At 30.7% G+C, this 22261-nt stretch carries 24 protein-coding genes; 16 read left to right on the top strand and 8 right to left on the bottom strand.

The window, feature by feature from the left end; translation table 11 throughout:
- Positions 1 to 41 precede the first annotated feature (41 nt).
- Positions 42 to 497 (bottom strand): DUF4870 domain-containing protein, encoded by a 456-nt coding sequence (locus ACQ65T_RS06575; RefSeq protein ID WP_430400288.1) that lies wholly within the window; start codon positions 495 to 497, stop codon positions 42 to 44.
- 154 nt (positions 498 to 651) lie between these two features.
- Between ACQ65T_RS06575 and ACQ65T_RS06580 the strand changes: the two genes are divergently transcribed.
- On the top strand, positions 652 to 1107 hold the full coding sequence (locus ACQ65T_RS06580) for a DUF4442 domain-containing protein (RefSeq protein ID WP_430400289.1): 456 nt from the start codon (positions 652 to 654) through the stop codon (positions 1105 to 1107).
- 82 nt (positions 1108 to 1189) lie between these two features.
- Complete coding sequence (locus ACQ65T_RS06585; RefSeq protein ID WP_430400290.1) at positions 1190 to 2095, top strand: TIGR01777 family oxidoreductase; 906 nt, start codon at positions 1190 to 1192, stop codon at positions 2093 to 2095.
- Between the two features lie 43 nt (positions 2096 to 2138).
- Here the strand turns inward: ACQ65T_RS06585 and ACQ65T_RS06590 are convergent, their stop codons facing one another.
- Positions 2139 to 2771, bottom strand: coding sequence for a YceI family protein (locus ACQ65T_RS06590; RefSeq protein ID WP_430400291.1), 633 nt, complete (start codon positions 2769 to 2771; stop codon positions 2139 to 2141).
- Between the two features lie 158 nt (positions 2772 to 2929).
- Between ACQ65T_RS06590 and ACQ65T_RS06595 the strand changes: the two genes are divergently transcribed.
- From ACQ65T_RS06595 to ACQ65T_RS06630, 8 genes are all read left to right on the top strand, one after another.
- Positions 2930 to 3493: a nucleotide exchange factor GrpE gene (locus ACQ65T_RS06595; RefSeq protein ID WP_430400292.1), complete on the top strand. Its 564-nt coding sequence runs from the start codon at positions 2930 to 2932 to the stop codon at positions 3491 to 3493.
- A gap of 36 nt (positions 3494 to 3529) precedes the next feature.
- Entirely contained in the window at positions 3530 to 4654 is a 1125-nt protein-coding gene (gene dnaJ / locus ACQ65T_RS06600; protein ID WP_430400293.1) for a molecular chaperone DnaJ, read from the top strand.
- 159 nt (positions 4655 to 4813) lie between these two features.
- Positions 4814 to 5734 carry an ABC transporter ATP-binding protein gene (locus tag ACQ65T_RS06605; protein ID WP_430400294.1) on the top strand — a complete coding sequence of 307 codons (921 nt, stop codon included), beginning with the start codon at positions 4814 to 4816 and terminating at the stop codon, positions 5732 to 5734.
- A 24-nt stretch (positions 5735 to 5758) separates the two neighbouring features.
- A complete protein-coding gene (locus ACQ65T_RS06610) occupies positions 5759 to 7066 on the top strand; it encodes an ABC transporter permease (RefSeq protein ID WP_430400295.1) in 1308 nt (435 codons plus the stop codon).
- A 3-nt stretch (positions 7067 to 7069) separates the two neighbouring features.
- Positions 7070 to 7900, top strand: a complete 831-nt coding sequence (locus ACQ65T_RS06615) for a mechanosensitive ion channel family protein (protein WP_430400296.1) — start codon at positions 7070 to 7072, stop codon at positions 7898 to 7900.
- Between the two features lie 34 nt (positions 7901 to 7934).
- Positions 7935 to 9098 (top strand): sigma-54-dependent transcriptional regulator, encoded by a 1164-nt coding sequence (locus tag ACQ65T_RS06620; protein ID WP_430400297.1) that lies wholly within the window; start codon positions 7935 to 7937, stop codon positions 9096 to 9098.
- A 77-nt stretch (positions 9099 to 9175) separates the two neighbouring features.
- Positions 9176 to 9808, top strand: a complete 633-nt coding sequence (locus ACQ65T_RS06625) for a DEAD/DEAH box helicase (protein ID WP_430400298.1) — start codon at positions 9176 to 9178, stop codon at positions 9806 to 9808.
- Positions 9809 to 9827: 19 nt separating this feature from the next.
- A complete protein-coding gene (locus tag ACQ65T_RS06630; protein ID WP_430400299.1) occupies positions 9828 to 10046 on the top strand; it encodes a DUF2007 domain-containing protein in 219 nt (72 codons plus the stop codon).
- Positions 10047 to 10096: 50 nt separating this feature from the next.
- Here ACQ65T_RS06630 and ACQ65T_RS06635 read toward each other — a convergent pair whose 3' ends face one another.
- Positions 10097 to 10708, bottom strand: coding sequence for a YceI family protein (locus ACQ65T_RS06635; protein ID WP_430400300.1), 612 nt, complete (start codon positions 10706 to 10708; stop codon positions 10097 to 10099).
- 379 nt (positions 10709 to 11087) lie between these two features.
- On the opposite strand from ACQ65T_RS06635, the gene abc-f reads away from it, so the two are divergent.
- On the top strand, positions 11088 to 12725 hold the full coding sequence (gene abc-f / locus ACQ65T_RS06640) for a ribosomal protection-like ABC-F family protein (protein WP_430400301.1): 1638 nt from the start codon (positions 11088 to 11090) through the stop codon (positions 12723 to 12725).
- A 27-nt stretch (positions 12726 to 12752) separates the two neighbouring features.
- Positions 12753 to 13301: a hypothetical protein gene (locus tag ACQ65T_RS06645; protein ID WP_430400302.1), complete on the top strand. Its 549-nt coding sequence runs from the start codon at positions 12753 to 12755 to the stop codon at positions 13299 to 13301.
- A 40-nt stretch (positions 13302 to 13341) separates the two neighbouring features.
- Here the strand turns inward: ACQ65T_RS06645 and ACQ65T_RS06650 are convergent, their stop codons facing one another.
- From ACQ65T_RS06650 to ACQ65T_RS06665, 4 genes are all read right to left on the bottom strand, one after another.
- Complete coding sequence (locus ACQ65T_RS06650; RefSeq protein ID WP_430400303.1) at positions 13342 to 13791, bottom strand: heme-binding domain-containing protein; 450 nt, start codon at positions 13789 to 13791, stop codon at positions 13342 to 13344.
- Positions 13792 to 13907: 116 nt separating this feature from the next.
- Positions 13908 to 16154 (bottom strand): YfbK domain-containing protein, encoded by a 2247-nt coding sequence (locus ACQ65T_RS06655; RefSeq protein ID WP_430400304.1) that lies wholly within the window; start codon positions 16152 to 16154, stop codon positions 13908 to 13910.
- A gap of 42 nt (positions 16155 to 16196) precedes the next feature.
- The gene (locus ACQ65T_RS06660) at positions 16197 to 17147 is read right to left on the bottom strand and encodes a hypothetical protein (protein ID WP_430400305.1); all 951 of its coding nucleotides are present in this window, start codon (positions 17145 to 17147) and stop codon (positions 16197 to 16199) included.
- Between the two features lie 3 nt (positions 17148 to 17150).
- A complete protein-coding gene (locus ACQ65T_RS06665) occupies positions 17151 to 17684 on the bottom strand; it encodes an RNA polymerase sigma factor (RefSeq protein WP_430400306.1) in 534 nt (177 codons plus the stop codon).
- Between the two features lie 105 nt (positions 17685 to 17789).
- Between ACQ65T_RS06665 and ACQ65T_RS06670 the strand changes: the two genes are divergently transcribed.
- Genes ACQ65T_RS06670 through ACQ65T_RS06685 form a run of 4 tightly spaced genes read left to right on the top strand, consistent with a single transcriptional unit; the run spans position 17790 to position 21092 of the window.
- Positions 17790 to 18668 carry a PPK2 family polyphosphate kinase gene (locus tag ACQ65T_RS06670; RefSeq protein WP_430400307.1) on the top strand — a complete coding sequence of 293 codons (879 nt, stop codon included), beginning with the start codon at positions 17790 to 17792 and terminating at the stop codon, positions 18666 to 18668.
- A 49-nt stretch (positions 18669 to 18717) separates the two neighbouring features.
- Complete coding sequence (locus ACQ65T_RS06675) at positions 18718 to 20109, top strand: MATE family efflux transporter (protein ID WP_430400308.1); 1392 nt, start codon at positions 18718 to 18720, stop codon at positions 20107 to 20109.
- Between the two features lies 1 nt (position 20110).
- The gene (locus tag ACQ65T_RS06680; RefSeq protein ID WP_430400309.1) at positions 20111 to 20341 is read left to right on the top strand and encodes a hypothetical protein; all 231 of its coding nucleotides are present in this window, start codon (positions 20111 to 20113) and stop codon (positions 20339 to 20341) included.
- Between the two features lie 19 nt (positions 20342 to 20360).
- Entirely contained in the window at positions 20361 to 21092 is a 732-nt protein-coding gene (locus ACQ65T_RS06685) for a hypothetical protein (RefSeq protein WP_430400310.1), read from the top strand.
- 2 nt (positions 21093 to 21094) lie between these two features.
- Here ACQ65T_RS06685 and meaB read toward each other — a convergent pair whose 3' ends face one another.
- The gene (gene meaB, locus ACQ65T_RS06690; protein WP_430400311.1) at positions 21095 to 22180 is read right to left on the bottom strand and encodes a methylmalonyl Co-A mutase-associated GTPase MeaB; all 1086 of its coding nucleotides are present in this window, start codon (positions 22178 to 22180) and stop codon (positions 21095 to 21097) included.
- Positions 22181 to 22261: the final 81 nt, after the last annotated feature.

Raw genomic sequence — 22261 nt, forward strand, 5'->3', positions numbered from 1 at the left:
ATTAAACTGTTCATTTTTTGATTTTTGATTGAATTGATGATTTATTTTAAAAACGGTATTGTTAATGGATATTTATAATATTCTCCGTTTGATGTTTTAGCCGAAGCATATATTATTAAGAAAAACTCACTAAGCTTAACAAAGAATAATATCAAAATGGCTATAAAACCTAAAATAGCATACCCAGTTATATTTTGATTTGTTATTATTTCATTTAAAAACATTTCACGCTCGTTAACTTTCGAAATATCAATTATATTAATTAACCATAATATAAATGTAGGTACTGCAATTATTAAAAAGACAACTGTGTATAATAATATACTTAATTGAAAATTTAATGCTTGTTTTCCATGATGATCAATAAACTTTGAATCATTTTTTTTATTTGACCATATTAATAATGGTAAAATAAAATTGCTAAAAGGTATTATGTATTGACATAATGTTGTTAAATGTATTAATGTAGCAGTGCTTTTTTCGTTTGAAGTTTCCATAATTATACTATAGCTATTAATTTCTTATACAAATATATGTCTAAAAAAAGGTATTATGTAACACATAGTACTTAAATTTAACATAAATTTAACATTTTTAAAAATTATAGGTATGCATAGTATTTTTTGTATTTTTACAAAAAATATTGATAAAATGAAATTTACTCCCTCAAAATTAAACACATTTATATTCTTTAAATTACCATCTGCATTTTGGAGCGGAGTTAGAGTAAAATCTATTACTGAAGTGAAATGTGAGGCTACTGTTAAATATAGATGGTTCAACCAAAATCCATTTAATTCTATGTATTTTGCGGTTCAAGCAATGGCGGCTGAATTCACTACTGGGGCATTAGTTATGCTTCAAGTAAAGAAAAGTGGTAAAAGTATATCAATGTTAGTAGCTAATAATAAATCTACTTTTACAAAAAAGGCTACGGGAAGAATTACTTTTACTTGCAATCAAGGAGACTTAATTAAAGAAGTAATACAAGAAGCTATTGATTCAATGGAAGGGCAAACTATTTGGTTAACTTCAGTTGGTGTAAATGAAAACGGGGAACAAGTTTCAGAAATGCAATTTGAATGGTCTATTAGAGTTCGTAAATAGTTTTTTTCAACAACTGTTAAGATAAGTTAATTACCTTTTAATTACCTCTTTTCATTTGTAACTTTGAAGAAAATAATTTCTAATGAAAGTTTTAATAACAGGTGCAACTGGATTAGTTGGTAATGGATTGATAAAAATTCTTTTACAAAATGGCATATCAGTAAATTATTTGACAACTTCTAGAAACAAAATAGCTAATGAAACCAATTACAAAGGTTTTTTTTGGAATCCTATTGCTGGTGAAATAAATGAAAATGCTTTTGATGAGGTTGATGTTATTGTACATTTAGCAGGAGCAAATGTAGCAAGTCGCTGGACAAATAGTTATAAACAAGAAATTATTGAAAGTAGAGTTAAATCTACAAAGTTATTATATAAAACTTTAGATAAAATAAATCATCAAGTAAAGCAAGTTATTTCAGCTTCTGCTATTGGGATTTATCCCAATAGTCTAAATCAAGTATATCAAGAAGATTTTAGCAAAGTAGATGATTCATTTTTAGGTAGAGTAGTTAATCACTGGGAAAATGAAGTTGCAGAATTTGAAAAATTATCAATAAAAGTTTTAAAAATAAGAATAGGTATTGTTTTAGCAAAAGAGGGTGGTGCGCTTCAAAAAATGACACAACCTATTAGGTACGGTTTAGGTTCTTCTTTCGGAACAGGTGAGCAATTCCAATCTTGGATACATTTACAAGATTTAGTTAATGTTTTCTATTTTGCAATTACACATAAACTTGAAGGAGTCTATAATGCAGTTTCTCCCTATCCTGTAACAAATAAAGAGTTAACTAAAGCAATTGCAAAACAACTTAATAAGCCTTTGTTTTTGCCAAATATTCCAAAATTTGTAATGAAATTACTTCTTGGTGAAATGCATGAAATTTTATTCTCAAGTCAAAATGTAAGTTCAAGAAAACTTTTAGATAAAGGTTTTCAATTTAAATATGCAGCATTAGATAAAGCGCTTCAAGATTTATTAAAATAAAAAAAAGCACTCATTGAGTGCTTTTTTTTATTTTAATAAGGTACTATTTTTTTGCTTTCATGTTAATTTGTAGTGCAATATCATCATTGATAAATTTGTCTCCTAAATCACTAAATATTGATTTTGAACCATAATTTACTCCCCACTGCGTTCTATCAATTTTAAATTCTGGTGAACTCATAGTTACAAAGCCATCTGCTTCTGTTAATGAAACGGCAAACTTTACTTTATTTGTTTTATCTTTTATGGTTAAATCTCCTTCAAGCATATCAGATCCATTTTCATTCATAAAACCAGTAACTATAAAAGTCGCTTCAGGGTATTTTACAACATTAAAAAAATGATCTACAACGTCTGGTTTAGTTCCTTTTAAATGTTCTTCTAAATTTATTTTATCATCACCTTCTAAATCATCTACTGAAATAGAATTCATATCAATGGTAAATTTGCCATCAGTTATTTTACCATTTTCAACAGTAAATCCCCCGGTTTTAATTTTAATAGTTCCACTATGTTTACCGGTTTGCTTAGATCCAGTCCAGTTTAAAGTTGAGGTAGAATCTGTAATAAACATACCGCTAATACCAGTTTCTACAGTTGTGGGTTCAATTTTTTCTTCTTTTTTGCAGCTTACAAATAATAAAACTCCAATTCCTAATAACAAAATTTTTTTCATAGAATCAATATTAAGGTTAAATAAAAACTTCACTCAATATATAAAGTATTAAGTTCCAATAAATATAGTCACTTTTTTTAAATTAAAAAAGACTATATGACAATTTGACATTTTTAAACATTTGGCAATACATTTGCAATTATATTTAAAATAGTAAAATGTTTAAAAAAATACGCAAATATATGAGTCAGGATAATACTGAAAACATTGAGAAAGAAATTGTACAAGAAGAGAATGTTTCAGAAAATCAAGAAGTACAACAGCCAGAATTAACTGTTGAAGAGCAGCTTACGGAAGATTTAGCAAAAGAAAAAGATAAGCATTTAAGATTATTTGCAGAATTTGAAAATTACAAAAGAAGAACGGCAAAAGAACGTATAGATTTGTTTAAAACTGCAAATCAAGAAGTTTTACAGGCCATGTTGCCAGTAATGGACGATTTTGACAGAGCTATGACACAAATTGTTAAATCTGAAGACGAAGCTATTGTTAAGGGAGTTGAGCTCATTCATGAAAAATTAAAAAACACTTTAGTTTCTAAAGGTTTAGAAGAGGTTGAAGTTAGGATAGGAGATGTTTTTAATGCAGATTTTGCAGAAGCGATTACTCAAATTCCAGCTCCTTCAGACGACCTGAAAGGTAAAATTGTAGATGTGCTTGAAAAAGGATATAAATTGGGAGATAAAATTATCCGTTTCCCAAAAGTAGTTATCGGTCAATAATCCCGTTTTGCTTTTTTAATGAATTTAACTTAGAGAATGAAAAAAGATTTTTACGAAATATTAGGTATTAGCAAAAGTGCTGATGCTTCCCAAATAAAAAAAGCTTATAGAAAAAAGGCAATCGAGTTTCACCCTGATAAAAATCCTGGTGATGCTTCTGCAGAAGAGAACTTTAAATTAGCCGCTGAAGCATACGAAGTGTTAAGCGACCCTAATAAAAAAGCAAAATACGATCAATACGGTCATGCAGCATTTGATGGTGCAGGAGGCGGTTATGGCGGTGGCGGACATATGAATATGGACGACATTTTCAGTCAATTCGGTGATATTTTCGGAAGTGCTTTCGGAGGTGGAGGTGGTTTTGGAGGCGGATTTGGCGGTGGTCAAAGACGTGTAAAAGGAAGTAATTTACGTATTAAAGTAAGACTAACTTTAGAAGAAATTGTTAACGGTGTTGAGAAGAAAGTAAAAGTAAAGCGTAAAGTCCAAGCACAAGGCGTAACGTATAGAACATGTCCTACTTGTAACGGTAGCGGTCAAGTAATGAAAATTGCGAATACCATTTTAGGAAGAATGCAAACTGCAACTACATGTACTTCTTGTGGTGGAGCTGGACAAATGCTCGACAATAAACCTCAAGGTGCAGATGCGCAAGGAATGATACTTCAAGATGATACTGTTTCTATTAAAATCCCTGCTGGTGTAGTTGACGGAATGCAGTTAAAAGTTTCCGGTAAAGGAAACGAAGCTCCGGGTTCAAATAGTGTTTCTGGAGATCTAATTGTTGCAATTGAAGAGTTAGAACACGAATTTTTAAAACGTGAAGGTGAAAATTTACATTATGATTTGTATGTAAGTTTTCCTGAAGCCGCTTTGGGAATTTCTAAAGAAATTGAAACTGTTTCGGGGAAAGTTAGAATTAAACTTGATGAAGGAATTCAGTCGGGTAAAATTTTACGACTAAAGGGTAAAGGTGTGCCAAGTATAAATAGTTATGGAACTGGTGATTTACTGGTTCATGTTAATGTTTGGACTCCAAAAACTTTAAATAAAGAACAGAAACATTTTTTTGAAAAAATGTTGAATGATGAGAATTTTATTCCAAATCCAGAAAAGTCAGATAAGTCTTTTTTTGAGAAAGTAAAAGATATGTTTTCATAATTCAATAAAATTATATACATTTGGAATTCACTTTTTTGCATTAAAAAGTGAATTTTCTTTTTCATAGCAATTTTCCCATCCTATTGCAAAATAGGGTGGGTTTTTTTGTAACAAAAGGCTTGCTTTTCGTACTAATTTACATCACTTAAAAATTTTAGAATGGATTCTATTTTAAAAGTTCAAAACGTAGTTAAACAATTTGGCAATTATAATGCCTTAAGTAATGTTTCTTTAGAGGTACCTAAAGGAAGTATTTATGGTTTGTTAGGTCCAAATGGAGCTGGTAAAACGACTTTAATTCGTATCATCAATCAAATTACAATGCCAGACTCTGGAGAAGTATTTTTGGATGGTAAGAAATTAATGCCAGATGATGTTCAATATATTGGTTATTTGCCTGAAGAGAGAGGACTGTATAAGTCCATGAAAGTAGGGGAACAATGTTTGTATTTAGCTCAGTTAAAAGGACTTTCTTACCAAGAAGCTAAAAAACAATTGAAATATTGGTTCGAAAAGCTAGGAATTGAAGGTTGGTGGGACAAAAAGATCCAAGAACTTTCAAAAGGAATGGCTCAAAAAATTCAGTTTGTGGTAACTGTTCTACACAAACCAAAATTATTAATTCTTGATGAACCATTTTCTGGTTTTGACCCCGTAAATGCAAATTTAATTAAGGACGAAATAATTGAATTGAATAAAAACGGAACTTCAGTTATCTTTTCAACACATAGAATGGAAAGTGTCGAAGAAATGTGTGATTATATTGCATTAATTCATCAATCTAATAAATTAATCGAAGGAAAACTATCTGAAGTTAAAAGACAATACAGATCAAATACTTTCCAAGTCGGAATTTTAACTCAAAATATTGAAGGTTTAATGGTTCAGTTAACTCAAAAATTTAAAGTTGGACCTACTAATTTTAAATCATTGAATGAAGATATTAAACTTGAAGTAGAGTTAGGGAATTTAAACTCAAATGAACTGTTGTCAATTTTAACCAATTTTGGTCAAGTAACTCATTTTGTTGAGAAAATACCAAGTGTAAATGATATTTTTATTCAATCAGTTAGTAAATAAATCGCCAATTAAAATAAAGAATATATGAACGTTTTAAGTTTAATTATAAAAAGAGAATTCATAGCGAAAGTTCGTAATAAGTCATTTATTGTGATGACTTTCCTAGGGCCACTTTTATTTGTAGGGATGTCTTTTTTAATTGGATACCTGTCAAGTATGAATAAAGATTCTATTACAGAAATCGCTATTCATGACGAAAGCGGATTGTTGAAAAATAATTTTAAAAACACAAAACATACGCATTATATCGATTTGTCTTTAATGCCAATTGATGTTGCAAAAGACACTGCTAATAATAATTATGAAGGTTTACTGTTTATACCAAAAGTAGATTCATTACAGTTGTTATTAGATAAAGTGGAATACATTTCTGAAGATAGCCCAAGTTTAGAATTCATTTCTAAAGTTGAAAAAGTGGTAGATTCCACCCTTACATCTGATAGATTAAAAACACTGGGTCTAGACGCAGATAAAATTGATAAAGCTAAAGCGGATTCAACTTTAAAATTATCAAAGTTTTCGGGAGGAGAAAGCTTAAAAGGATTAAACGAAATTAAAGTAGGTATTGGAGGAATATTTGGTTACTTAATTATGATGTTTATCATTATATACGGTAATATGGTTATGAGAAGTGTAATTGAAGAAAAAACCAATCGTATAATCGAAATCATCATTTCATCGGTTAAACCCTTTCAACTTATGATGGGTAAAATCATTGGAACTTCATTAGCAGGAATTTTACAATTCATTATTTGGGCTATTGTAGGAACAATTTTATTTTTTGTAGCACAAACATTTTTTGGAATACAAATGGGAGCAAGTTCAAGTTTAACTCCAGAGATGATGGAAGCAGCACAATCAACTGAAGCTATTTCTAAAATTCAATTGTATTTTAATGAAATTTGGAATTTACCATTAGGAACATTAGTAACTTGTTTTATCATTTATTTCATAGGTGGTTATTTCTTATATAGTTCGTTCTATGCAGCTATCGGAGCTGCAGTTGATTCTGAAACCGACTCTCAACAATTTATGTTGCCTGTAATCATGCCATTAATGCTAGGTGTTTATGTTGGTTTCTTTACAGTTATTAATGATCCGCACGGAATGGTAGCAACAGTATTTTCTATTATTCCTTTAACATCGCCAATTGTTATGTTAATGCGTATTCCATTTGGAGTTCCTTTATGGCAATTGATACTTTCTATCGTTTTATTGTTTGGAACGTTTATCTTTGTAGTGTGGTTTGCTGCTAAAATATACAGAGTAGGTATTTTAATGTACGGAAAAAAACCAACCTGGAAAGAGCTATACAAATGGTTAAAATACTAAAATATGATTGAAACTATTAAAGAGATTTTAAACTTTAAGATTATTGACGGAAAAGAGATTGACATAACAATTGGTACCATTACTTTATTGGTTGTTGTATTAATTACTACTGGATTAATCTTAAAAGCAATTAGAATTTTTTTAACTAGAAAGTTGCCTAAAGAAGAAAAAAATAAATTCATTAGTTTTTTTCAGTTCATAAGATATATCGTATTTATTTTTGCATTCATTTTTGCACTTGATGTTTCTGGAGTTGATATGAGTGTACTTTTAACTGCGTCTGCAGCTTTATTAGTAGGTTTAGGTTTTGCATTACAGCAATTATTTCAAGATATTATTTCAGGAATTCTAATTATTATTGATCAATCTTTACATGTTGGTGATATTGTAGAAGTAGATGGAAGGGTTGGAAAAGTTTTAGAAATAAAATTAAGAACAACAAGGGTTGTTACGCGTAACAATAGAGTTATGGTTATTCCCAACCATAAATTTATGTTAGATACTTTGTTTAATTGGACACAAAATAGTTTTACTAATAGAGAACAAGTGAATGTTGGTGTAGCTTATGGAAGCGATGTGCAGATAGTAAAAAAAATATTATTGGAATGTGCTGAAGAAACCCCAGAAGTAGTAAAAGAACCTAAACCAATAGTCCTATTTGAAGACTTTGCAGACTCATCACTAAATTTTTCATTATACTTTTATGTAGATAATGGAATGAATAGTCCAGGAATTCAAAGTGATTTAAGGTTTAGAATTGATGCTGCTTTTAGAGCAAATAACGTTTCCATTCCATTTCCGCAGAGAGATATTCATGTTATTACAAAGGCATAGTTTTTGTAATTATTAAAAAAATAAAAAATTTAGAATGCCAAAAATATTAGTAATTGAAGACGAAGCAGCGATTAGAAGAGTTTTAACTAAAATTCTTTCTGAAGAAAGCGATACTTATCAGGTTGATGAAGCAGAAGATGGTTTACAGGGAATTGAAAAAATCAAAAATGAAGATTACGATTTAGTGCTTTGCGACATTAAAATGCCGAAAATGGATGGTGTTGAAGTTTTAGAAGCTGCTAAAAAAATAAAGCCTGAAACTCCTATGGTTATGATTTCAGGTCATGGAGATTTAGAAACTGCTGTTAATACAATGCGTTTAGGTGCTTTTGATTATATTTCTAAACCGCCAGATTTAAACAGGTTGTTAAACACGGTTAGAAATGCATTAGACAGAAAACAGTTAGTTGTTGAAAATAAAATTCTAAAAAAGAAAGTCAGCAAAAACTATAGAATGATAGGAGATAGTGAGGCCATAAATCATATAAAAACAATGATTGATAAAGTTGCTCCTACAGATGCTAGAGTTTTAATTACGGGGCCTAATGGAACAGGTAAAGAATTAGTAGCCCATCAATTACACGAAAAAAGTGATCGTAGCGCAAATCCGTTAATAGAAGTAAACTGTGCCGCAATTCCTTCTGAATTGATAGAAAGTGAATTGTTTGGTCATGTTAAAGGTGCTTTTACATCGGCAGTTAAAGATAGAGCAGGAAAGTTTGAAGCTGCAAATAAAGGAACTATTTTCTTAGATGAAATAGGCGATATGAGTTTGCCTGCACAAGCAAAAGTACTTCGTGCATTACAGGAAAATTTAATTCAAAGAGTTGGTGCAGATAAAGATATTAAAGTTGATGTTCGTGTGGTTGCAGCAACTAACAAAGATTTAAAAAAAGAAATTGAAGAAGGACGCTTTCGCGAAGATTTGTACCATCGTTTAGCTGTAATATTAATAAAAGTACCAGCCTTAAATGAGCGTAGAGAAGATATTCCAATGCTTATTGAACATTTTACAACCAAAATTGCCGAAGAACAAGGTATAGTTGAAAAAGTGTTTTCTAAAAAAGCAATTCAATTGTTACAAGAATATGATTGGACAGGTAATATTAGAGAATTAAGAAATGTAATTGAGCGTTTAATTATTCTTGGCGGAACTGAAATTTCAGAACAAGATGTAAAATTATTCGCAAGTAAATAAATTAGGTAAAAGGATATTGTTTATCGGCAATAGTTAGCCCTATTTTCAATTACCTAAAACCCATTACCCAAAATAAAATGCAATTAAAAAAAATAAACGAAGAGTTACAACAAGGTTTAATCTTGCATGGATTAACAGAGGCAAATGAGTTGCAAAGAGATTCTTTTTCTACCATAAAAAGTGGAGTTGATTGTATTGTTCAATCGGATAGAAAATCAGGAAAAACAACAACAATTGTTATTAATGTATTGCAAAAATTAAAATGCGAAGGTGAAGAATCACCAAGAGCATTAATTTATGTTCAAGATAAAGAACAAGTATTAGAAATGGTAAGGTTATTTGACCAACTTGGTAAATTCAATGACCTAAGCGCTTATGGAGTTCATGAGAAAAGCGATTTAGATGAAGATAAAAACCAAATTTCAATGGGTGTTGATGTCTTAATAGGTACACCAAATAAATTAAATATGTTGTTTTCTACGGCAGGTTTCAATGTAAACCGTCTTTTGATGGTAATTGTAGATGATGCAGATATTTTGTTTAAAAATAGACTTGACACTGTAATTCATAGAATGTCCGAAAGTATTGGAAAAGCACAAAGAATTTTCTTTTGTAATGAAATAACTGAAAAAGTAGAATTTCTTGCAGAAAAAATAATGATTGAACCTCTTTTTTTAGAAATAGAAAAAGATGAAGAAATTGAAGATTAGTTAATAAAAAAATAGAGATATGGCATTAGTAAAGATTTTTTCGGGAAGTGAGATTCTAGCAATTGGATTGCAACAAAAATTAGAGGAAATAGATATTTTTCCTGTAGTAAAAAACAATATGCAAGCTGCCAGAACAGCTGGTTTTGGTAATACAGGCTTAGCAGTAGAGCTTTTCATAGAAGAGCGCGAACTGCCATTAGCAGAACAAGTCATTGAAGATTTTAAGATGAATCTTTAACATAAAAAAGCCCTGAACATTCAGGGTTTTTTTATAATATGTTTTTGTGTTTATTCAAAAAGAACAGAGCCTTTAATATCTACAAGTTCCCAGGTTTTACTAACACCATCTTTTCCTTTATGTAATTCAAGGCAGGCTTCGTTTATTGCAGCAACTGCTTTTTCACCACCAAACTCTACCAAGTTTAGTGTAGAAGTTAAAGTAAATACCTTATTTTCAAATGTATATTCAGTTACAATTTGTTTAGTAACATCATTCATTGTAAGTGTCATGTAGCATTTTCCTTCTCTAAAATTTAGTGTTCCTGCCAATAACTCAGTGTTTTTTAATGTTCCAAAGAAAAATTTCAAAAGTTTTGAATCTCTATCTGGATTGTTTGTATACAAACTACTTACAGGAATAGAAAAAGCAGCACCTTCTAAAACTTCTTCAGGTGTTTCACCAGTTTTTGTATCTTTTAATTCAATTGATTTGAAACTTCCTCCAACTGCAATTTTCTCGGTTGTTTTAAACGCAGTCCAATTTACTTTTGTAGAATCAGTAATGATTTTTAAACCAGAAACCTCTGGAGTTGGTTCAACAATTACTTCATTTTTTTCTTCTTTTTTACAGCTTGTAGTTAATAAAGCTACAGCAAATGCAAATACTGCTATTTTTTTCATGTCTTTATATTTCATTTAAGATTTAATCAAAGATAAGAAGTTATTTGAATGCAAGCAATTAACATAAGTTAAATCAATGTAAATAACCTTTTTGGGTGCAATTAGTTTTTTATGATGATTTTCGTCACTTCGAGTAATTTTTGATAGAAAATGTATCGAGAAGAGAAAATTAGTGCTAAAAACGATTCTCGATACGTTTTTTGTTCTGTTTCACTACACAAAAAACACTCGAATTGACATTTTTAAATAATTGCAAATAAAGGATTAAAGTAGTGTGTTTTCCAATTGCTTCATTTCGAAATTAATCTATCTTTGCAGCTTCAAAATTTATAGTTATTTGTCTTTTGACTTATAGCTTTCGACTTTTAACTCTTTTATAATGATTACAGTAAATGATATAGCGGTAGAATTTGGTGGAACTACACTATTTAGTGAAGTAACTTTTGCCATAAATGAAAACGACAAAATTGCCTTAATGGGTAAAAATGGAGCAGGTAAATCTACATTGCTTAAAATTGTTGCGGGTCAAAATAAACCAACACGCGGAAATATTTCGGCACCAAAAGAAGCTGTAATTGCTTATTTGCCACAGCATTTGTTAGCAAACGACGATTGTACGGTTATGGAAGAAACTTCAAAAGCGTTTGCTGAAGTTTTAGATATGAAAAAAGAAATGGATGAAATCAACGAGCAATTAACCATTCGTACCGATTATGAAAGTGATGCGTACATGAAGTTAATTGAGCGTGTTTCTGAACTTTCTGAAAAATACTACGCCATTGAAGAAGTGAACTATGAAGCTGAAGTTGAAAAAGTTTTAAAAGGTTTAGGTTTTGAACGCAAAGATTTAAATCGTTCAACAAGTGAGTTTTCTGGAGGTTGGAGAATGCGAATTGAATTAGCTAAAATTCTTTTAAAGAAACCCGATTTAATTCTATTAGATGAGCCAACCAATCACTTGGATATGGACAGTATTCAATGGTTAGAAGATTTCTTAGTTAATCAAGCGAAAGCAGTTATGGTAATTTCACACGATAGAGCGTTTGTTGATAATATTACCAATCGTACTATTGAAGTTACAATGGGAAGAATTTACGATTATAAAGCCAAATATTCTCATTATTTAGAATTAAGAAAAGACAGAAGAGTTCACCAACAAAAAGCATACGACGAACAACAAAAGTTTATTGCAGAAAACCAAGCGTTTATTGATCGTTTTAGAGGAACGTTCTCAAAAACCGAATCGGTGCAATCACGTGTAAAAATGTTGGAAAAAATTGTTCCAATTGAAGTTGATGAAGTAGATAATTCGGCATTGAAATTAAAATTTCCACCTTCAGTTCGTTCGGGTCAATATCCGGTTGTGGTTAAAGATTTACATAAAAGCTATGGCGAAAAAGTTATTTTTAAAGATGCCAATATAGTAATTGAAAGAGGAGAAAAAGTTGCTTTCGTAGGAAAAAATGGAGAAGGAAAATCGACTATGATTAAGGCGATTATGAAAGAAATCGAAATCAATAGCGGTAGTGTAGAAATTGGTCACAATGCACAAATTGGTTATTTTGCTCAAAATCAAGCTTCATTATTAGATGAAAACGGAACAATTTTTGAAACAATTGATAGAATTGCGGTTGGCGATATTCGTACCCAAATTAAAAACATCTTAGGAGCGTTCATGTTCCAAGGCGATGATATTCAGAAAAAAGTAAAAGTGTTATCTGGAGGAGAAAAAACACGTTTAGCAATGATCAAATTATTGTTGGAACCCGTTAACTTATTAATTTTAGATGAGCCTTCCAATCACTTAGACATGAAAACGAAAGACATCATTAAAGATGCGTTACGCGATTTTGACGGAACATTAATCTTAGTGTCTCACGATAGAGATTTCTTAGACGGATTGGCTACAAAAGTATTCGAATTTAAAGATAAGAGAGTAGTAGAACATTTTGAAGACTTGAACGGTTTCCTTGCGAATAAGAAAATGGAAAGTATGCGTGAACTTGAGAAGAAATAATTAACAATAAATAAAACAAATTTAAAAATGAGATTACAAAAAACATTATTATTACTTATTACTACATTAATAGTAAGTTGTGGTTCAGTAATGAAAGTAACAGATTTAAATAAAAATGGCTATTTTAATGCATCAAAAGAATCTGAAACATTAAAAAGTATTGCTTTTGATTTAGATTCAAATAAAACATTGTTAGTTGTTCCAAATGGTGTCTATATGAAGGGGATGGCTGAAAAAATTAATTTTTTTGAGCGAGTTATAACTTTTGATGATTTAGAAAAAGAAATAATAAGAGCTAACAAACAGGACGAAGTAGGTTCTTTAAGTGGAAACATTGGAATAAATAATGCTTACCGTAAATATAAAAATTTTTTATTTTTAAGATTTGATGCTAATAAAGAGAAGTCGAATAGATTGCAATTAAAATTAATTAATCCTGAGAATTTTGAAGAGATTTTTGTAGGTGATACATATTATGATACAGTTTGGGTAGGTGCATTTGATGGAAATACATTTAATCCATTATTTAATGAATTAATTAAATATATAAAGAGTAACTCTAATACATATAATTAACAAAAAAGCTCCAATAATTTGGAGCTTTTTTGTTAACTATTTATTTTTTAATTCCTTTTTCAATTTCTTTGAAGTAACTGATTAAAACTTCTTTTTGTGTTGCATCTAAAACTGCTTCATTATGAATAATGGTATAACTTGAAAGTGGCATTTCACTTTTTTCAATCATTTCATAACTTTCTTCTAATTTATGCGCTTGTTTTTTAGCCGAATAATTTCCGAATTCAGAAAAATTTAAATGTTCTTTTCCTTCTTCAATATGATTCTTTACAAACCACCCAACAGGTTGAATATAAGTATATGCAGGATAATTACTCTTATTAGAATGACAATCATAACAAGATGCTTGTATTTGTGAAGCAATTTCTGGCGGTGTATTATTCATCACAAGAAAGTCCAATTTTTCATCTGCAACCGGATTCGTTTTGTCAATTTGAAAAAATTGGATTGCAACAAGAAGAACTAAAAGACCAATAAGTATTTTTTTCATGAGATATTTATTTTTCAATAAATGTACTAATTTTTTATAATTAAAAACACACTTAAATAGTGATTTAAGTGTGTTTTAAGATTAACGCTGTTTTTTGATAAATAAAAATATTCCTTTTAATTCACAGCATCTATTAATCGAATGAACTCCGCTTTATAACCTTCTTTGTCTATCGCTTTTCCTTGTAAAGCTAAAGCTTTAATATCTTTTGAAGTTTTATTGGTTACCAATTTAGAATCGCGTAATTTTAATCCAAACCAAGCCACAGCGGTTGTAAATTTAAAATCTTCAGAAGCTTTTTCTAATGCTATTGATTTGTTTTCAATTACTTGAATCATTTCTATGCTTTTATCACCATCTGGTTTTTTGTATCTGAATTTTACCGTTGCCAATTCATCTGCATATTTTTCAAAATTTGTGTTTTGTTCCGTGTATTTTAAAGGATCAATTGAATTATCAAATGTGCTCTCTACACCAGTTGGAATAATTTCGTACAAAGCCGTAACGGTATGTCCGCTTCCTAATTCTCCAGCATCAATTGCATCGTTTTTAAAATCTTCTGGACGCAATTTTCTATTTTCGTAACCAATTAATCTATAGTTTTGAACATGTTTTGGGTTGAATTCAATTTGAATTTTTACATCTTTTGCAATAGTAAACATACTTCCTTTGAATTCTTTACCAAGAAAACGATTGGCTTCTTGAATGTTATCAATATAAGCGTAATTTCCATTTCCTTTATCGGCCAAAGTTTCCATTTTACTGTCTTTATAATTTCCCATTCCATAGCCTAAACACGTTAAAAACACACCCGATTTTCTTTTTTCTTCAATCAATGTTTCCATGTCTTTGTTTGAAGAAGCACCCACGTTAAAATCACCATCGGTTGCTAAAATCACACGGTTATTTCCACCTTTAATGAAGTTTTCTGCTGCAATTTTGTATGCCAATTCAATTCCGGCTCCACCAGCAGTACTTCCGCCAGCATTCAAATTTTCTAATGATTTGATGATTGTTTCTTTGTCGTTTCCTGAAGTTGGTGGTAAAACTAATCCAGCTGCACCTGCATAAACTACAATAGAAACTTTGTCTTTTGCTCTTAATTGGTTAACCAATACTTTCATTGATTCTTTCAATAAAGGCAATTTGTTTTGAGAGCTCATTGAACCTGAAACATCAATTAAAAAAACAAAATTTGAGTTGGGTAAAACATCACTGTCAATTTCTTTTCCTTGTAAACCTATTTTAACCAACTTGTGCTTTTCATTCCATGGACATTCGCTATATTCTGTATGGATCGCAAAAGGATGTTTTGACGAAGGTTGTGCATAATTGTATTTAAAGAAATTCATCATTTCTTCTATACGAACTGCATCTTTTGGTACTTTTTGTCCTTGGTTGATAAAACGTCTTATATTAGTATATGAAGCATTATCCACATCGATTGAGAAAGTAGAAAGGGGTTCACTTTTTGGACTTGTAAATTGATTTTCAATGAAAAGTTCGTAGTCTTCATTGTTTGGTTCAACTACTACAGGTAAAGGTTTTTTGATGTTCTTGATATCACTTATGAATTTTGCTTTATCTTCTTTATTTAGTCCGTCTTTTGTAACGACCATAATAACGCCATTTACACCCTGAGAGCCATATAATGCAGCGCCTTGAGTTCCTTTTAAAACATGTGTTTCTTCAATTTTTTCAGGAGCTAATTTTTGTAACTCTTCAGCAGTTGTAATTTTATTGTCAATAACTACTAAAGCTTGGTTATTTGCAGAATGTGAACGATTTCCTCTAAGTACAATTCTAGTGGTAGGATTTACACCATTATTAGTTGTATTTATTTGTAAACCTGATACTTTTCCAGATAATGGTTGTGAAATATTTTGGTTTTGATAATATGCAGGTGCGCTATCATCTAAAATAGCATTTCCAACATATCCTTTTGATGTTGTTTCTGCTTTTACAATTTGAGTTGATGATGTTTGTTGGTCAACTCTTTTTTTAATACTAGTTGAACCTACCACTATCACTTCACTTCCAGATAAAATATCTTCAGTTAGAAAGGCATTTACGATGTTTGATTTTCCAACAGAAAGACTTGCCTTTTTCATTCCTGTATACGTAAATTCTAGGATGTCACCTTCGTTTGCTACAATACTGTATTTTCCATCGAAATCAGTTGTAGTTGCATTTTTGGTTCCTTTTACCAATACGTTTACTCCAGCAATTGGACCAAGAGCATCGCTTACAATTCCTGTAATGGTTTTGTAATTTGTTGCTAGATTTGAATGATTTGTTGTTCCGAAATTAAGGAAAGTTATAAGCATAGCTATCCCTAATGAAAAGATTTTGATTTTTTTCATGATACTTTAATTTAATTAAACGAATGATTTATTTAGAAGATTTTATTTCTTTGGCTTACCGTCTTTAGTAGTTATAATTACCACCCCTTTTTTACCTTTATCACCATATTCTTTTTCAGCATCTGCTTCTTGTAAGATTACGGTTTTAATTATGTCTTGTTTGGTTAGAGGCGCATACGGACTTGTAGGGTTTGGCCCAAAAAGTTCTTGTTCTGAATATTGAACGCCATTAATAATATATAATGGTTCTTTTAAAACAATAGTATAATCTACCTCTTCAATTGGAATATTTTGAAGTGTTCTTGCGTCAGTAACTTTACCATCTACAATAACAAGTGCATCATGTTTTTTAGTTTGTGGAGTTTCATCTGAAGCTTCAATATCAAATTGCTCTCGTTTTATTCCTTTTGCAGTTGCATATTTTGGGCTATTGGTTGATGCGGCATTAAAATAACCTCTAGATGTTAATTCTTCTTCTTGATTTTTCCCAAAAGGCATTAATTCAATTTGTTCTTTAACTGCAGTTTTGTCTTTCTTTTCAGTCCTAACATAAGTTACAATTTCATCATTATTAACAATGCTTATTTCGTTAGGAAGAATAGGTTTCGTATTAGTGACAACTGCTTCGTTATTTGGTTTGTTGATTTGGTTGTTCAAAATTACACCAGCTTCTTCTGTACTAATAATTTGATTTTCTCGTGTTTCCACTAAAACTTCATTATTTTCTAATGGTTCTATTTTAGTTTCGTTTACAATAACTGGAGTTTCTACTGTTTCAGTAGTTGTATAAAATTGATATCCAATTGTTCCAACCAATACTATTGAAGCAGCAACTGCGATTTTTTTCCAATTTGAAGTTTCTTTTTTAGCCACATTAGTGTCTAATTTTTCTTCTACACGTGCCCAAATCTTATCCATTCCTGGAAAGTCTTTTTGCTCAGCGTTTTCAGCGGCGTGTTTTATTTTGTTATATAATTTATCTTCTGTTCCCATGACTTATTTTGCTTTTTGATAGTAAAAAGTGTTTACCAATTCTTTTAGTTTGCTTTTTGAAGCATTTAATTGTGATTTTGAAGTTCCTTCTGAAATTCCGAGTTGTTCGGCAATTTCTTTATGACTGAATCCTTCAATTACAAACAAACTGAAAATGGTTCTGCAACCTTCTGGAATATAATTTAAGAAATTCAGTAAATCAGCTTCTTCAAGTTCGGTTACTTCATCAGCTAAAGGTTGGTTGCTGTAACTCACTTCATCAATATATAAATTAAAATTGATGTTCTTTTTCAGTTGCAACAAACATAAGTTTACTGTTATTTTTCGTGCCCAAGCTTCAAAAGCATAATCTTCTTTTAATTGTTCTATTTTGGTAAAGATGGTATAAAAGGCATCAGCCATAACTTCTTCAATGTCTTCTTCCTTTTTAAGGTATCTCTTGCAAGTATAATACAACTTAGGACCCATTTGCTCATATAGTAAGCGCTGGCCTTCTCTTTGTTGTTTTCTACAAGCTTGTATAATTTTTACATCCATTATAAACGTTGCTTTTTTATATAGAGCATTAAAGTTGGTAAAAGGTTGGGACGACCTTAAAATATTTTTTTAAAATTAAGTATATTTACTCAAACTCAATGCCAAATGAAAAACATATCTATAGATTCTTTAAAAGTTTCCTGTTCAATAAAACTGAATGATTTGCCGACTTTAATTGATGTAGCTACTTCTGAAAAGAAGAAAGAAAAAGAATTACAAAAAATTAGAGAAAAGCTAAGTAAGATTCAAGATATGATGTATGCACATAATAAGTATAGCGTACTTATTTGCTTACAAGGAATGGATACTGCAGGTAAAGACAGTTTAATAAGAGAAGTTTTTAAAGAGTTTAATGCACGTGGAGTAGTGGTGCATAGTTTTAAAACACCAAATTCTAATGAGCTAGAACATGATTTCATTTGGAGGCATTATTTGGCTTTACCCGAAAAGGGAAAATTCTCTGTTTTTAATAGAACACATTATGAGAATGTACTGATTACAAGAGTACATCCAGAATACATTTTAAGTGAAAATATTCCTGGAATTGAAAAAGTAGAAGATATTACACCTGATTTTTGGGAAAACAGATTTGAAAGTATTAATAATTTTGAAAAGCATTTAGCTTTAAACGGTGTTATAATTTTGAAATTCTTTTTACATTTAAGTAAAGAAGAACAACGTCAACGATTACTTCGAAGATTAGAAAAAGAAAAGCATAATTGGAAATTTTCTCCTGCTGATTTAAAAGAAAGACTGCTTTGGGACGATTATCAAAAATGTTATGAAGAAGCGATTAATAAAACCTCAAAACCATACGCTCCTTGGTTAGTTATTCCTGCCGATAATAAGGAAACAGCTCGATATTTAGTCGCGAAATCTATTTTAGAAGAACTAGAAAAATACGAATTTCATTATCCGGAATTAGATGATGAGGTTAAAGGAAACATTAAAATGTATCACGATAAATTAGCAAGCGAAAAATAATTAGAACCATTTTCAAATTGATTAACTTTGCAGGCTAATTGCAAAAAAAATGACTTTATCTACTTACACAAAAGAGTTTTCTTATAATTTAAGACTGGCCTATCCTATTATTTTAGGAATGTTAGGTCATACGGTTGTAGGAATTGTAGATAATATAATGGTTGGAAAACTTGGACCAACTGAATTAGCTGCTGTTTCTCTAGGAAATAGTTTTGTGTTCATTGCTATGTCATTGGGGATTGGTTTTTCAACAGCAATTACTCCACTTGTTGCGGAAGCTGATGGAAGAAAAGATGTTGAAGGTGGAAGAAGTGCTTTTCATCATGGATTGTATTTATGTACTATTCTTGGAGTAGCTTTATTTACAATTATCTTTTTTTCTAAGCCAATTATAGCATTCATGGGACAGCCAGAAAATGTTGTAGAATTAGCCAAACCTTATTTAGATATTGTTGCATTCTCTTTGATTCCATTAATTATGTTTCAGGCATATAAGCAATTTGCCGATGGAATGAGCGAAACGAAACTATCAATGTGGGCAACTATAATTGCAAATATTGTAAATGTAGTGTTGAATTATTTATTGATTTACGGAATTTGGTTCTTCCCAGAATTAGGAATCGTAGGTGCTGCCATTGGAACTATCGTTTCGCGATTTGTAATGTTAGGTTATATGCACTACATGATGAATTTAAGAGAACGTTTTCATCCGTACTTTAAAGGATTCAGCTTAAAAGAAATCAAAAAATCAGTCAATATTCAAATCATAAAATTAGGAACACCATCGGCAATGCAAATGTTTTTTGAAGTTGCCTTGTTTACTGGTGCCATTTGGCTTTCAGGACGATTAGGAACTACGAGTCAAGCTGCCAATCAAGTTGCATTGAGTTTAGCTTCCTTTACGTTTATGTTTGCCATGGGATTAAGTGTTGCGGCAATGATTAGAGTAGCCAATCAAAAAGGATTAGAAGATTATAATAAGCTTAGATTAGTCGCCGTATCTATTTTTTTATTGGGTGCATTTATGGCAGTAGGCTTTGCTGTAGTATTTATGTTGTTTCATGTAGAGTTACCAAAACTTTTTGTTGACATGAAAGATGCTTCAACGTTGGCAGAAAATACAGAAGTTGTGACTATTGCGGCACAATTATTATTAGTTGCTGCCGTTTTTCAAATATCCGATAGTTTACAAGTTGTTGCATTAGGAGCTTTACGTGGATTACAAGATGTAAAAATTCCTATGTACATGACTTTTATTTCTTATTGGGTAGTTGGTTTTCCAATTTCTATTTATTTAGGACTGTATACTTCATTAGGAGCATCAGGAATATGGATTGGACTTTTAGCCGGTTTAACAACAGCATCTGTTTTATTATTTATCCGATTTAATTATCTTACCAAAAAATTAATAACCAAACAAAATAATCAAATAAACATATAACATGAATTTACCAAAATTTGTAATAGGTGATAATACTGACTTTCCAGAAGATATATTTGTAATTCATTTAGATTTTCCTCAATTTATCATCAATTTAAAAGATGATGAGGTTGAGTTTTTAGAAGACATTACTTCAGAAGACGAAAGAGAATTAGAAACAGAAATGGAACATTTAATTACGCTTGCAGAAGAATTTTACGATAGAGAAATGGAACGTTACGAGAAAGCTTAATTTAATTTAAAATAACATAATGAAAAAAATATTTTTCTTACCTATAATTTTTCTTTTTATAGGTTGCGCAACTAGTATATCTACTAAACTTGCTGTTGAAAAGCAAGAAAAATTGAAAGAGAATGATAAAATATTTGTTTTAAGTAAAGAAGCTACTTTACCACTTAATTCAGTTTTTGTAGGAGATATTAAAATAGGAGATTCTGGATTTACAACAGACTGTACTTATAATAAAGTTATTTCTGATGCTAAGATTAATGCAAGAAAGTCAGGAGCAAATATTATTCAATTAACGGAAGTAAAAGAGCCTACTGCATTTGGTAGTAGTTGTTATAGAATAAAAGCTAAGTTATATCGTAATTTTGACAACGAATCAATGTCTAAATTGATAGAAAAATCTAATCTTAAAAATAAATCAAGACTTTCTGATGATAGTGATTTTGCATTATTACATTTCTATAGGCCAACATCAGCTCTTGGGGCTTTTTTAGGTTTTAAGATTAAAGACAAAAATGATTCTATAGTTGGTAGATTACGAAATGGAGAAAAGTTTATTCTTAAAACTAAAAAATTTGGAAAACAAAGCTTTTATGGTGAGCTTGAAACAAAAGAAGAGTTGGAGATTAATATTGAAAAAGGGAAAGAGTATTTTATACGTTGTAGTGTAAAAAGGGGAGTAATGATTGGAAGACCGGAAATATATCTTATTGAAAATAGTATTGGAATAAATGAGTTTGAAAATGTAAAATAAATCTATTTCCCAAAATACTTTTCCAATAAAATTTGAGCGGCTGCAAAAGGAGAAACTTCATTATTTTGCACCGCTTTTTTGTTTTCTCCCAGTAGTGTCATAATTTCAGGATGGTTGTAAAAGCGCGTTTTCAATTGCTCGTTTATGGTTTCCATCATCCAAAACTGGTTTTGCTCTTGGCGTTTGTTTTGAAAATGATGGTTTCCTTTTGCTAATTCAAAATAGTCGGTAATCAATTGCCAAACGTTGTCAATTCCGTTTTTTTCAATAGCACTACAAGTCGTTACTTTTGGCATCCAACCGCTTTTTTTAGCAGGAAACATGTGTAAAGCTCTATTAAATTCAGTTTTAGCTAATTTTGCTTTTGCCATATTATCACCATCGGCTTTATTAATTACGATAGCATCTGCCATTTCCATAATTCCACGTTTAATGCCTTGCAATTCATCTCCTGCGCCAGCAATTTTTAATAATAAAAAGAAATCAACCATACTGTGAACCGCAGTTTCACTTTGGCCAACACCAACGGTTTCAATAACAATCGTATCAAAACCACAAGCTTCACATAAAATAATCGCTTCACGAGTTTTACGAGCCACGCCACCTAAACTGTCTCCAGAAGCACTCGGTCTAATAAATGCATTTGCATCTTTAACTAATTCTTCCATTCTAGTTTTATCTCCTAAAATACTACCATGACTAATAGAACTACTTGGGTCAACCGCTAAAACAGCCACTTTTTTTCCTAAAGACGTTAAATGTTTTCCAAAAGCTTCAATAAACGTACTTTTTCCCACACCAGGAACGCCAGTAATTCCTATTCTAACTGATTTATTTGCATGTGGTAAACAACCTTGTATAACTTCGGTTGCTTTTTCTAAATGGGAAATATTAGTACTTTCTACTAAAGTTATAGCACGACTCAAAGCGGTTTTGTCTCCTTTTAAAATAGCATCAATCAGTTCAGTTGCAGAAGGTTGTTTTCTTCTAAATTGCTGAATTTGTTTGGCAACCACATTACTCACCGCTTCGGGTTGGTTAATGCCATTTACTTCTGATAAAGCCGATTTGTTTTTTGGTTCTTCCAAAGTCTTTGAGTCTTTGTGTAAAAGTACGAAATTTTTGAAAAAATTACACTTTCATATCGATAATCGAATAATGCTTTTAAC

This window comes from Flavobacterium sp., assembly GCF_965284515.1.
Lineage (GTDB): Bacteria > Bacteroidota > Bacteroidia > Flavobacteriales > Flavobacteriaceae > Flavobacterium.